Source organism: Bradyrhizobium sp. Ai1a-2 (genome assembly GCF_000426245.1).
GTDB lineage: Bacteria > Pseudomonadota > Alphaproteobacteria > Rhizobiales > Xanthobacteraceae > Bradyrhizobium.
The window spans coordinates 1-13,065 of sequence record NZ_AUEZ01000122.1 but is presented as its reverse complement, the minus strand read 5'-3'; the positions used below and the strand labels follow the sequence as shown (position 1 = coordinate 13,065).

11 protein-coding genes are annotated in these 13,065 nt (G+C 63.1%); 6 read left to right on the top strand and 5 right to left on the bottom strand.

Annotated elements, in window-relative coordinates:
* Nucleotides 1-372 precede the first annotated feature (372 nt).
* A complete protein-coding gene (locus K288_RS0139935) occupies nt 373-1,593 on the bottom strand; it encodes an SGNH/GDSL hydrolase family protein (protein WP_027584460.1) in 1,221 nt (406 codons plus the stop codon).
* Between the two features lie 290 nt (nt 1,594-1,883).
* Between K288_RS0139935 and K288_RS48230 the strand changes: the two genes are divergently transcribed.
* A complete protein-coding gene (locus K288_RS48230) occupies nt 1,884-3,608 on the top strand; it encodes a beta-(1-6) glucans synthase (RefSeq protein ID WP_244443436.1) in 1,725 nt (574 codons plus the stop codon).
* A gap of 15 nt (nt 3,609-3,623) precedes the next feature.
* A complete protein-coding gene (locus K288_RS0139925; RefSeq protein WP_027584459.1) occupies nt 3,624-5,105 on the top strand; it encodes a GH1 family beta-glucosidase in 1,482 nt (493 codons plus the stop codon).
* A gap of 48 nt (nt 5,106-5,153) precedes the next feature.
* On the opposite strand, the gene K288_RS0139920 is transcribed toward K288_RS0139925, so the two are convergent.
* From K288_RS0139920 to K288_RS0139910, 3 genes are all read right to left on the bottom strand, one after another.
* Entirely contained in the window at nt 5,154-5,336 is a 183-nt protein-coding gene (locus K288_RS0139920; protein WP_027584458.1) for a hypothetical protein, read from the bottom strand.
* 106 nt (nt 5,337-5,442) lie between these two features.
* Entirely contained in the window at nt 5,443-6,879 is a 1,437-nt protein-coding gene (locus tag K288_RS0139915) for a glutamine synthetase family protein (protein ID WP_027584457.1), read from the bottom strand.
* A 40-nt stretch (nt 6,880-6,919) separates the two neighbouring features.
* Nucleotides 6,920-8,275 carry an aromatic ring-hydroxylating dioxygenase subunit alpha gene (locus K288_RS0139910; RefSeq protein ID WP_027584456.1) on the bottom strand — a complete coding sequence of 452 codons (1,356 nt, stop codon included), beginning with the start codon at nt 8,273-8,275 and terminating at the stop codon, nt 6,920-6,922.
* A gap of 117 nt (nt 8,276-8,392) precedes the next feature.
* Here K288_RS0139910 and K288_RS0139905 point away from each other — a divergent pair, with 117 nt between their 5' ends.
* The gene (locus K288_RS0139905) at nt 8,393-9,169 is read left to right on the top strand and encodes an IclR family transcriptional regulator C-terminal domain-containing protein (protein ID WP_027584455.1); all 777 of its coding nucleotides are present in this window, start codon (nt 8,393-8,395) and stop codon (nt 9,167-9,169) included.
* 19 nt (nt 9,170-9,188) lie between these two features.
* On the opposite strand, the gene K288_RS0139900 is transcribed toward K288_RS0139905, so the two are convergent.
* The gene (locus tag K288_RS0139900; RefSeq protein ID WP_027584454.1) at nt 9,189-10,097 is read right to left on the bottom strand and encodes a helix-turn-helix transcriptional regulator; all 909 of its coding nucleotides are present in this window, start codon (nt 10,095-10,097) and stop codon (nt 9,189-9,191) included.
* A 139-nt stretch (nt 10,098-10,236) separates the two neighbouring features.
* Between K288_RS0139900 and K288_RS0139895 the strand changes: the two genes are divergently transcribed.
* The 3 genes from K288_RS0139895 to K288_RS0139885 all read left to right on the top strand — a co-directional run.
* Nucleotides 10,237-11,769, top strand: coding sequence for a benzoate-CoA ligase family protein (locus K288_RS0139895; protein ID WP_027584453.1), 1,533 nt, complete (start codon nt 10,237-10,239; stop codon nt 11,767-11,769).
* A gap of 117 nt (nt 11,770-11,886) precedes the next feature.
* Nucleotides 11,887-12,693, top strand: coding sequence for an alpha/beta hydrolase (locus K288_RS0139890; RefSeq protein WP_027584452.1), 807 nt, complete (start codon nt 11,887-11,889; stop codon nt 12,691-12,693).
* 146 nt (nt 12,694-12,839) lie between these two features.
* Nucleotides 12,840-13,065, top strand: a 226-nt coding sequence (locus K288_RS0139885) for a transposase family protein (protein ID WP_027584451.1), incomplete at its 3' end; no start/stop codon positions are given.

Sequence of the window (13,065 nt, the reverse complement as noted above, 5' to 3'; positions counted from 1 at the left end):
CCCGTGCTTTTTGTTGCACGGGACCCACGGGTGCAACCAGCACCCGGCTTTCCCTGCGCCCTCTGATTTCGAGGAGGGTGAAACGAACGCAAACCTCAGACGCAACGCGTCGCGAGAATGCGGACTGATGTCCGTCGTTTGAATCAGACGTAGGATGGGTAGAGCGAAGCGAAACCCATCATTGGCGCCGCTTGCTCCATCGCGATGGGTTTCGCTCCGCTCTACCCATCCTACAGGCCCGCTGTTTGACATTTGAATCAGACGTCTGCGGCGACGCCGTAGGGTGGGCAAAGCGACCTGTCCGCCGTAGCTCAACGAGCGAAGGCGGAAGCAATCCATTTCTCCGCTTGCCGAAGCATGGATTGCTTCGTGCTAGCTCAGGCTGCGCGCGGACGGATCGAGAATCGCAATGCCCGCATAGCCGGCGATGAGTGCGTAGCCGGTCTGGTTCGGATGCAGTGGATCGTTCATTGCGGCCGAATTCCAGGTCCCGCCAAAGAGTCCCCAGATGTCGATAAAGGGCACATTGGCGGCGTAGGCCAGCGATTTCATATTCGCGACATAGGCTGCCTGGGTCGGGTAGGACGCATAGACGCCTGCCTCGGATGGAGCGCCGCTCATCAGGATCACGTCGCAGTTCGCCGATTTCAGCGCATTGATCACCGTCGTCATGTTCGAGGTGACCGTCGAAAGCGGAACGTGATCGTCCCAATCGTTGATGATGCCGGCCTCGAATAGCACCAGGTTCGGCGCTATCGCCGCGACGGCCGGCAATGTATTCCACGGGTGGCCATCGACCACGAAGTCCGCGCTGCCCCAGCGGCAACCGCCAAGGTTATAGACGGACACTTCCTTGATCGCCGAGTTGAAGCATCTCAGCCCGGTCAAATAGACGTCATTAGAATCGGTCGTCTTCCGCAGATTGATGGTGTGGTGGCCGGGCGTACAGGTCGCCGTCGCCTTCATGAAGGCATTGGCTCCCGTGCAATCGACCGTGGTCAGCGGCGGCCCTCCATCGACATCGATCGTGAACCGACCGCTTTCGGGCGAGCGGGCGTACCAAACCTCAATCGTGTCTATCGGATTGGTCGGGGTGAAGGATTGTGCAAGCGGGCTTGGACGACCTTGAAAAGATCCTCCGCAGAGCGTTCCGGAGGCCGTTGTATTGATGATCGCCCAACCGGCGCGATGAAGCCGCGCATCGAAGGCATGGAGGTCACCGGCGGCGGCGCTGACGTTGTTGTCACCCCAAACGCTTGACCAGCTTCCGTTCGGGATCAGCCTTGCCAATTGCGTTGGCCACGACTTGCTCTTGGCGTTGGAGGCGAGTTCATTGCTGGCGGCGCCTTGGCCGGCCACCGTTGAATCGCCGAGGCACCCAACGATCGCATTGGCTTCTCCGCGCTGCTGCGCCGCCGATGCTCTCTGCCAATTGGCCAGGTTCGAACCGGTAAAATTGTAAAAGCCGGTGGGCAGCGGATTGCCGCTGAGCAGTGCCGCGCCATTGGCCGGAGTCAGCAGGCCACTCTGCTTCGAAAGTTGCATACAGGCGGCCAGCGCCGCCGCGCCCGCAATGAACTCGCGTCGCCGCATCAAAAACCTCCCCGCGCAATCGCCGGGGCCCTCGTCAAGAACGCGCGTAGCTTGCCCATTGCCATTCCTGCGTTTGTAGGCAAATGAAAGACACTGCTATACTTCTTCCGTAAATCTACGGACGGGGTCTGCCGTAGGTGGTACGGCCAGTTTGGGGATTTAGCCTTGGCTTGACCGAGCTAAGCTAAAGCATCTGAAACAATGTCTTCAATCGCTTTCTTCAGCGACCGGGATGGTTCCTCGCGCTGCTCTGCGATCGCCGGTTCGGACGCAGCCCGGAGCGTTGCGTGATGCAGCTCGATGCTCCTGCCGGATCAAGTCTCAACAGTGTGAGCCGATTGGCCAGTGGCGCTCCCATAAGAGCGCCGCTTAGGGTTGCAGCGCCGCTGTGGCTGTTCTTGCTCTCCATCAGCATCATCGTCGCGGTTTGGTGCTGGCTGGCGATGCCGGTCCCACTGGGGCACGCGCCTGGCGATCTCGCGAAAAAGCTGGATTGCGTGTCCTACGCGCCATTCCGCGGCCACCAGACGCCGTGGAATTCGTCCGTCGTCATCAGCCCGGACCAGATCGCCGAAGATATCGCCGACCTTGCCAAGATCACCAACTGCGTCCGCATCTACTCGGTGGAGAACGGCCTGGACAAGGTGCCGGAGCTCGCGTCGAAAGTCGGGCTGAAGGTGATCCTCGGTGTCTGGATCGGACGTGATCGTCTGAAAAATGCCAGCCTCATCGAAGCTGCGGTGTCGCTCACCAACCAGTTTACCGACGTGGTCACCGCCGTCATCGTCGGCAACGAGGTGTTGCTCCGGGGTGAATTGCCCGAGGCGGGCCTTCGCGAAGCCATCCGCTCCGCCAAAGGGCGCGTCAGCGTCCCCGTGAGCTACGCCGACACCTGGGATTTCTGGCTGCGCTACCCGGAGCTCGGCCATGAGGTCGATTTCGTGACAATCCACGTCCTGCCCTATTGGGAGGACGTTCCGCCCCGCGCCGAGGACGCGCCCCGGCATGTGCTCGATGCACGCAGCAAGGTCGCGCTGGCCTTCCCGGGAAAGGAGATCTTCATCGGCGAGGCCGGCTGGCCGAGCAGAGGACGCATGCGCGACGGTGCGCTGCCATCGCGCATCAATCAGGCGCGCTTCACTTTCGACCTCCTCGACAAGGCTGGTCGGGAGAACATTCGTATCAATTTGTTCGAAGCGTATGACGAGCCATGGAAGCGCCAGTGGGAGGGGACGGTCGGCGCTCACTGGGGCTGGCTCGATGGAGAAAGTCGCGAGCTGAAATATCCCCCCGGAGCTGCTGTCAGCAACTATCCGTTCTGGAAGATGCAGCTCGGCGCCGGACTGGCTTTCAGCATTGCCATGTTCGTCACGGCGTTGTTGGCGCGCCTGCGCTCGGCCGCGCCAACGGCATTGCCACGGTGGCTTGCGGTGGCGGCATGCGCCACTGTCGGCGGAATCCTGCTCGGCGTCGGCGTCGAGAACGCGCTCTACGAGAGCTACGGCTTTGCCGGATTGATGCGGCATGGATCGCTGCTGCTCGCAGCAACGGTTCTGCCGCTTCTGTGCATGAACGCCTTGATGTCGGGCCGTCCACTGCCGGCGTTCGCGGAATTGATCGGACCGCGCGAGATGCGAACACGATCCACAACGGCACTGTTTCTCGGCGCTGTGCTCCTCGTCACGGCCATGGCCGCGACAGAAAGCGCACTGGGCCTCATGTTCGACCCGCGTTCGAGAGATTTCCCATTTGCCAGCTTGACCATGGCGGCGCTCCCCATCTGGGCGGTGACGCTGCTGAACCGTCGAAAGCCGGATCTGTGCGCAACGTCCGAGTCGGTATTCGCGGGCCTGTTCGCAGCCGCTGCGGTCTACATCCTGCTGAATGAAGGCATTCAAAACTGGCAGTCCTTGTGGACCGCGGCGGCGCTCTTCCTGCTTGGCGCCGCGCTGTGGCGGTCGCGTCCGGTAGCTGTCTTGAGCGGACTGGTCATGTCCGCGCTGACGAAGGTCTGATCCAGGAGTAGATCGATGTCGTTGGATGGACTTTCACGGCGTCATTTCGCAACGCTCGCCGGAGGAGCGGCGCTCGGATTGTCGGCCGCGCCGGCCTATCCGGCCGATGCCGGCAAGCCGCAGGAGATCAAAGCTGCCGGCGGCAATTCGCTCGCCGGCTTTCCGGCCGATTTCCGCTGGGGTACGGCCACCTCGGCCTATCAGATCGAAGGAGCCGTCGACGAAGACGGACGTGGGCCGGCGATCTGGGATCGCTTCGCCCACACGCCAGGGACGATCATCGATCACAGCAACGCGGATGTCGCGTGCGATCATTATCGCCTGTACCGCGACGACATCCAGTTGATGAAGGCGCTGGGGACCACGGCGTATCGTTTCTCGATCGCGTGGCCGCGTGTTTTCCCGGACGGATCAGGTGCGCCAAATCCGAACGGTCTGGACTTCTACGATCGGCTGATCGACGAGCTGCTGGCAAACGGCATCGAGCCGTTTGCCACGCTCTATCATTGGGACCTGCCCCAGGCACTGCAGGACCGCTTCGGCGGCTGGATGTCTCCCGACACCGCGAGGGCCTTTGCGGATTACGCGGCTTACGTCGCCGAGCGTCTGACCGATCGCGTCAGCCACATCTTCACCATCAACGAATGTTCGAGGCTCGTTCATCTCGGCCACGGCCTCGGGATTGACGCCCCCGGTTTGAAACTGCCGCAAGCCGAATTGAACCAGGTCCGTCACAACGTCGCGTTGGGGCATGGCCTGTCGGTGCAGGCGATCCGTGCGCGTGGCCGGCCAGGAACAAAGGTCGGGCCTGCGGAGAACCTGGTCGTCTGCATACCGGCGATCGACACTCCCGCGAACGTGCGCGCCGCAGAAATTGCGACACGCGAACTCAACGGCGGCTATCTGACCGTGATGTTCGAGGGACAGTACGTCGACGGCTTTCTGGCCCAGGCCGGAAAGGATGCGCCAAAATACACGACTGAAGATCTCCGCATCATCTCGTCGCCGATCGATTTTCTGGGGCTGAACATCTACAAGCCCGACCATTACGTGCTGGCGGCCGATAATGAGCGCGGCTTCACCTTGGCGCCGTTTCCGGCATCGTTCCCGCATATGGATGCGGATTGGCTCCGGTTCGGCCCCGAGGCGATGTATTGGGCGCCCCGTCACGCGGCGAAGCTGTGGGGCGTGCGGTCGATCTATATCACCGAGAACGGGACGTCGTCGGCAGACGAACCCGCTGCGGACGGCAATGTCTACGACCTGGATCGGGTGATGTATCTGCGCAATTATCTGCAGCAGCTGCAGCGCGCGACGTCACAGGGAGTGCCCGTGGCCGGTTATTTCCTGTGGAGCCTGATCGATAATTTCGAATGGGCGGACGGCTATCAGAAAAGATTCGGGATCTATCGGGTCGACTTCAAGACGCAACGGCGCACGCCGAAACTGAGTGCGTCATTCTACCGTGAGGTTATCAAGCAGAATGCTGTGGTCTGACGCCGATTCGACATGCCCATCGTTGGGTCAATTCAGCTTACCTAAACGTCAGCGGCCCAGATGATGCCGACCCATTTGCGAAAGGCTGGCGCGCAGAGCGAGGCGGTAAATCAGGTTCAAGAGATATGCCAACATGACCGAACTCCGCTGTTGATCACGGATGGGCATGCTGAGCGCTGATTCTTTCAGCAGATTTTCGCGGCGTGACGAAAATGGTTTCGTTGCGGCCATAGTGGATTTCGTGGGGGACGATGCACGAAACCGAACGACGCGTGCGCGAGAAATTCCACCGCTAATTTGGTGAGGGCTACTGTCCTTCTCCGCGGCGCCCGCCCGTTCAGAACATCTCGAAATATTCGCGATGCTCCCAGTCGGACACTTCGGCCTGGAAGCGTTCGATCTCGGCGTTCTTGATATGCACGTAGTAATCGACGAACTCCGCGCCCAATGCCTGGCGGAAGAACGGATCGTCGCTCAGCGCGAACACCGCCTCGCGCAGGCTCTTTGGCAATAGCGCCGCCTTGGTCTCATAGGGCGTGTCCGCCGACGGCCCCGGATCGAGCTTGCGGTCGATGCCGTCGAGGCCCGACAGGATCTGCGAGGCCATGTAGAGATAGGGATTGGCGGCGGGCTCCCCGATCCGGTTCTCCAGCCGTGTCGCCGGATCGCCCGCGCCGCCCAGCACGCGGATCATCACGCCGCGATTGTCGCGGCCCCAGATCGCGCGGTCGGGCGCCAGCGAATAGGAGCGGTAGCGCTTGTAGCCGTTGATGGTCGGCGTCGTGAATACGGTGGAGGCGCGGGCGTGCTCCAACAGGCCGGCGAGATAGCAGGACCCGAACGGGCTCAAGGCCCGGTCGGTCTCCTTCACCATGAATGCATTCTCGCCGCTTGTGCGCGACACCAGCGACTGATGCAAATGCCAGCCCGATGCAAACACGTTCGGCAGCTTCGGCCGGCACATGAAGGTCGCGTGATAGCCATGGCGCCGCGCGATCTGCTTCACCGCCGCTCGGAACAGCACCATGGTGTCGGCAGGCTCGATACCCGCGGTCGGCTGGAACGTGAACTCGCACTGGCTCGGGCCGAACTCGACCTCCACCGAGCGCAGCGGCAGGCCGAGTGCGAGCACGTCGCGGCGGATGATCTCCAGCGCCGGCTCCATCTGGTCGTAACGCTGCTCGGTCAGATATTGATAGCCGTGCGAGAGCAGGCTGACCGAAGGCGGCCGGCCCGGCTGTCCCGCATCCTCTGGCGCCATATGCGCGTCGTCGAGCTTGAAGAGGTGGAATTCGACCTCGAGGCCGGCAACGAAATCATAGCCGCGCGCGCCAAGCTTTTCGAGGACCCTGCGATAGAGGTTGCGCGTCGCGAACGGCACCGGCCGGCCGTCCATGAAATAGATGTCGCAGAGCAGCCAGCCTGTCGTGGGCGCCCATGGGAGGATCCGGAACGTGGTGGGGTCGGGCACCATCAACACATCGGCGGCGCCTTCCATCTCCTTCATGCCGAAGCCGCCGCCGGCGGTGAAGACCGGAAACACCGTCTTGTGCGAGGTGTCCTTCGCCAGCATGGTCGTGGTGATCGAGCAGCCGCTTTCCAGTGAGTGCGCCGCTTCGCTTGCGATCAGCGTCTTGCCGCGCAGGATGCCGTGCTGGTCCGGAAACGACAGCCTGATGACCTCGAGGTTCTTCTCTTCGACGATGCGGCGGACCCGCGCCGCCGCCTCCTTCTGCTCATCCGACCACAGGCCGTGACGCTGGACAAAGCTCAACGCGCCGTTCCTTTGCATTGCAATGACGGAACAGTTGCCATCACTCGGCCGCCGAGAGATGTCGCACCTTGCCGGCGATCTCGCTCGGCACCGGTGCGGCCCACGGCGCGCCGCGGCGCCGCTTGACGTCGACTTCCATCCAGTAGAGCTCCCAGCCCTGGGTCGGCCCGATGCCGTCCATGGTCGCGGGGCCCTGGATGCTGCGCGATGTCGCCTCATCGAGGAACAGCATCGGCTTCTCTCCGCCGGACACCTTTTCGATCTCCTGCCGCAGCAGCCGGCGATACTGCACAATCGCCTTGTCGCTCTGGCCGAGATGCTCCCTGGTGCGGTCCTGGATCGGGCCCATCGATTCCACCGCCCACTGGTCGTGGACGTTGATGTCGTTGCCCATGCCGGTATAGGTCGCGGTCATCTGCTCATGCGGATCGAACCCGTAATCGTTCGACCTGTTCTTGCGCGACTTGTAGTCCGGCAGTTCATAGAGCTCGAGCCGCTGGTCGCGCATTTTCTTCTTGTCGACCGGCGCCGTGTAGCTGGTGAAGATCGCGTACCAGTAGCAGTTCTCGTCATCGACAGGCACATGCCACTGCGTGATCGTCATCTCCGTGCTCATCGGGATGACGAAGCCGTGCGGGAAAAGCTGGTTGGTCACGCGGACATGCGTGCGCTCTTCGTTCAGTTCGCGTAGCGCGATCAGCCGCAGGCCGTATTCGGTGTGCTCGACATTGATGATCGGGCGGTCGTATTCGCGCAGGATCCTGGTCATCGGCATGTCGGATCCCGCGGAAGCGCCGCGGAACTGCTTGCCGTACGCGGTGGAGGTGTCCTCGTCCTCGAAGAAGCGGTGCAGGTAGGACGCATGCGAGGGATCGATGCCGACTTCGAGCGCCTGCAGCCAGTTGCAGTTCATGTGGCCCTTGAATGCGAAGGTGTGGCTGCCGGGCGCGACGAAGCAGTCGATCTCCGGAAACGCCGGCGGGGTGCCTTCGCCGAGCCATGCCCAGAGGATGCCGCTCTTCTCGACCACGGGATAGGAGCGCTGCTTGATGCCCTTGCAGAGCTGCGAGTTCTTCGGCTCGGCCGGCGTCTCCAGGCATTGGCCTGTGACGTCGAACAGCCAGCCGTGGAAGGCGCAGCGCAGGCCGCCATGCTCGAGCCGACCGAAGGCGAGATCGGCGCCGCGATGTGCGCAGTGGCGGTCGATCAGGCCGTAGCGGCCATTCTCGTCGCGAAACAGCACGAGGTTTTCGCCGAGCAGCCTGACCGGCCGGACCGGCCGCCCCTCAAGCTCGTCCACCAGCGCCGCCGGCTGCCAGTACATCCGCATCAATTTCCCGCACGGATCCTTCGGCCCGGTGCGGGTGATCAGGTCGTTCTGCTCCTGACTCATCATGGCGGCGGTCCTCCCCGGGCGCTTGGATTTGTTCGCTTATTGAACGAATGGGCGAATTATGACATGGCTTAATCGAGCGGCAAGCACAATTTTTGATCGATGCCGCCAGGACGGGCCATGCCGAAGCTGAAGCGTGAGGAGCGCGCCACCGATTTCGTCGAGAGTCTCGACCGCGGCCTGCGGCTGCTGCAGATCTTCGGCACCATCACCGGCCCCGCGACCTTGAGCGATCTCGCGCGCGCCGCCGACCTGCCGCGCGCGACCGCAAGGCGCATCCTGTTCACGCTGGAGCATGGCGGGTTCGTCGCGACTGACGGCAAGCTGTTCACGCTCACGGCGCATGTGCTGACGCTTGCAGGATCATACCTGCGCTCGAACCAGGTGATCGCGGTGCTGCAGCCGGTGCTCGATCGCATCGCGAGCGCGGCGCAGGAGATCAGCTCGCTAGCCTTGCTCGATGGCGACGATGTCGTCTTCGTCGCACGCGGCAGCCCGGCGCGGATGTTCTCCAGTGGTCTTGATATCGGCTACCGCTTGCCGGCCTTCTGCACCTCGGTCGGCCGCGCCATGCTCGGCCGCTTCGGCGATCAAGAACTGGCGACGAGATTAAAGGCGATGCGCCGCGAGGCGCTGACGCCGCAGACCGTGACCGATCCGAAGCGGCTGCTCGCCGCGATCATCGCCGATCGGCAAAAGGGCTACTCGCTGGTCGACCGCGAAGCCGAGCCGCATTTCCGCTCGATCTCGGTGCCGGTGCGCCGCTACGACGACACCATCGTCGCCGCTATCAACATGGGGGCCCATGTCGATCGCGTGCCGACGGAAGAGTTGATCGAGCGATTCCTGCCGCTGCTGCGTGAAGGCGCGGAGGATGTGAAGGGCAGGCTGCTCTGAGACGACGACTGCCGTCCCGCTACATCGCCACGCTGCGCAGGCCGAAATTGCGCGCCTGGTTCTGCAGCACCGGCGTCACCGCTTCGATCAGCCGTGCGGCGGCAGCATCGACAGAGAGTCCCGCGGTATCGACCACGGCCGACGCACGCGAATAAAGCGGCTCGCGGCTGAGCAGGATGTTGCGGAGCTCCGTCATCGCCGAGCGATCGTCGGCCATCGGCCGCAGGTCGCCTTGCCTGCGCACCCGCGCCATGTGCTCTTCCGGCTCGGCCTTCAGCCAGATCGTGTAGAACGACGACAGGATCAGGTCGAAGGTCAGGGGCTCGGAGACGATGCCGCCGCCGGTTGCGAGCACCATCAGTTCGTTGCGCGCGAGCAGTTGCTTCAGCGCGGCCTGCTCCATGCGCCGGAAACCTTCCTGGCCGTAGAGTGCGATGATCTCGGCGACGGAGAGGCCGTTCTCGCGCTCGACCTCCTTGTTGAGTTCGACGAAGCTCCAGCCGACCCGCTTCGCCAGCATCCTGCCGAGCGTGGATTTGCCGGCGCCGCGCAACCCGATCAGGGCGATGCCTGAGAACGTGGCGCGCCGCGGCGCGGATGCGCTGCCGCCGGAGAGGATGTCCTTGGCATGCGCGATCTGCTCCGGCGCCGCCTTGCGCAGGAGGTCTCGTATCACGGCCCAGTCCGGCGCCGGCTCGGCGGAGGGGATCAGGTCTTCCAGAGGCGCGCCCATCGCGTGCGACACCCGGCGCAGCAGCACGATCGAGACATTGCCCTTGCCGCTCTCGAGCTGCGCGATATAGCGCTCCGAAATTCCCGAAACCTTGGCGAGCACTTTCCGCGACATGCCGCGCAGCGCGCGCATTGTGCGCACGCGCTGGCCTAGCTGTTCGAGGAAATCGGTTTCAGGATCGGGTTTTTCGGTCATATCCCCCCACGCACGGAGAAGTCCGGAAGGATAGTGCCGACCAGGATTGACAGCAAGGCGCTCTGGTGGCTTTCTATGAATTATAATTCTTAAATCTGGGGAGAGACGTGGTGGCGTGCTTTGACGTAGGGAGCAGGGCATGAGCGGCACCTCCTACAATGCGGTGACCTGGCTGTTGGACCGCAATGTCGATGAGGGCCGCGGCGACAAGCTCGTGTTCGACGATACCGTCTCGCAGCTCTCGTATGGCGATCTGCAGCGGCAGACGCGTCGCCTTGCCAACCTGCTGCGCCGCCTCGGTGTCCGCCGCGAGGAGCGCGTGGCGATGATTATGCTCGACACGGTCGATTTCCCGATCGTGTTTCTGGGCGCGATCCGAGCCGGCGTGGTGCCGGTGCCGCTGAACACGCTGCTCACCGCGGATCAATATGCCTATGTGCTTGCTGACTGCCGCGCGCGGGTGCTGTTCATCTCCGAAGCGCTGCTGCCGATTGTAAAGGACATCGTCGGTCGGATGCCTGACCTCGAGCATGTCGTGGTCTCCGGCAAGGACGCGCATGGCCACAAGAAGTTCTCGGACGAGCTCGCGGGGGAGGGCGATGTCTTCACGACTGTCGCGACCCATCCCGATGAGCCCGCGTTCTGGCTCTATTCCTCGGGCTCGACCGGCATGCCCAAAGGCGTGCGGCACCTGCATTCCAATCTCGCTGCGACGGCAGAAACCTACGCCAGGCAGGTGCTCGGCATCCAGGAGAACGACGTCGGGCTATCAGCGGCAAAGCTGTTCTTTGCTTACGGCCTCGGCAATGCGATGACCTTCCCGATGTCGGTCGGCGCCACCACGATCCTCAATTCCGAGCGGCCGACGCCCGCGGTGATGTTTGCGCTGATGAACAAATATCACCCTACCATCTTCTACGGCGTGCCGACGCTGTTCGCGTCGATGCTGAACGATGAGACGTCAAAGGCGACGCCCGCCGGGAAACGGCTGCGCATCTGCACTTCCGCCGGCGAGGCGCTGCCGGAGTCCGTCGGCAACGCCTGGAAGGCACGTTTCGGCGTCGACATCCTCGATGGTGTCGGATCGACCGAACTCTTGCACATCTTCCTGTCGAATGCGCCGGGTGACATCAAATACGGCTCGTCCGGCCGTCCTGTCCCTGGCTACAAGGTGCGCCTCGTCAACGAGTCCGGCGTCGATGTGCCCGATGGTGAAGTCGGTGAGCTGCTGGTCGATGCGCCCTCCGCCGGCGAGGGCTACTGGAACCAGCGCAGCAAGAGCCGGCAGACCTTCGAGGGCCACTGGACCCGCACCGGCGACAAATACATCCGGGATGCCGAGGGCCGTTACACCTTCTGCGGCCGCAGCGACGACATGTTCAAGGTCTCCGGCATCTGGGTCTCGCCCTTCGAGGTCGAGAGCGCGTTGATCACGCATCCAGCGGTGCTGGAGGCCGCCGTCGTGCCGGAAGCCGATCCGGAAGGATTGCTCAAGCCGAAGGCCTTCGTGGTGCTGCGCGCGGATGCGAAGACCGATGGTCTGCACGAGGCGCTGAAGGAGTACGTCAAGCAGAAGATCGGCCCGTGGAAATATCCGCGCTGGATCGACGTGGTCGAGAGCCTGCCCAAGACCGCGACGGGCAAGATCCAGCGCTTCAAGTTGCGGCACTGAGAACCCAGCTAGCCGTCATGGCCGGGCCTGACCCGGCCATCCACGTCTTGACACTTGGAGCGAAAGACGTGGATGCCCGGGACAAGCCCGGGCATGACGAAGAGAAGAGGTAGTGGCATGACTCTCGCACCATCAGGCTTCCTCCACATCAACGGCTCCGATCTCGAATATCGCATGATCGGTCCGGCGCCTGACAGGGCGCCGACCATCGTCATGCTGCATGAAGGATTGGGTTCGGTCGGGCTGTGGGGCGACTTTCCGGAAAAGCTGCAGGCTGCGACCGGCGCGGGCGTGTTTGCCTATTCGCGCGCCGGCTATGGCGCCTCGAGCCCGGTGAAGCTGCCGCGACCGCTCGACTATATGCATATCGAGGCGCAGCAGGTGCTGCCGGAGCTGCTGGATGCCATCGGCTTCCGTCGCGGGCTCCTGGTCGGGCATTCGGATGGCGCGTCGATCGCGGCGATCTATGCCGGCTCGCATCAGGACCATCGCCTGCAAGGGATTGCGTTGATCGCGCCGCATTTCATCGTCGAGGACGTCTCGGTGAAGTCGATCGCGGAGATCAAGGCGGCCTACGAGACCACGAACCTGAAGGAGAAGCTGGCGCGCTGGCAGAAGGACGTCGACAACGCCTTCTACGGCTGGAACGGCGCCTGGCTCGATCCGAAATTCCGCGACTGGGATATTTCCGAATACCTCGCCTATATCCGCGTGCCGATCGCGATCCTGCAGGGCGAGGCGGACCAGTACGGCACGTTGCGCCAGGTCGAGATCGCCAAGGAAGAGTGCTACTGCCCGGTCGATGTCACGGTCATTCCGGGCGCGGGGCATTCCCCACACCGCGAGGCGCCGGAGGCAACGCTCACGGCAATCGCGGATTTCGCCAAGGCGGCGTTGCGGGCTGACCAGCCGCAAGCGGCTTAGTTAGTGAGCGCGACAGCATCCGCTATGCGCACTGCACCCCCTCTCCCGCTCGCGGGCAGGGGAATCGCATATGGATTTGCGGCGGCTATTGCATTGGAATGCAAGAAGGATTCTGAAGACGGCTCCCGGATCATGGAGGGGGTCGGATGCAGAAGTTCAGGAAGGCGTTTGGGCGATTGCCGGACCCGCGCGCAACCAATGCGAAGCACGAGCTGTTGGAGGTGTTGTTCATCGCGTTGGCGGCGGTGCTGTGCGGAGCGAGCAGTTGCGCGGAGATGGAAGAGTTTGGCCGGTCGAAGGAAGAGCTGTTGCGGCTCCTGCTGCGCCTGGAGCACGGCATCCCGAGCCACGACACGTTCAGCCGGGTGTTCC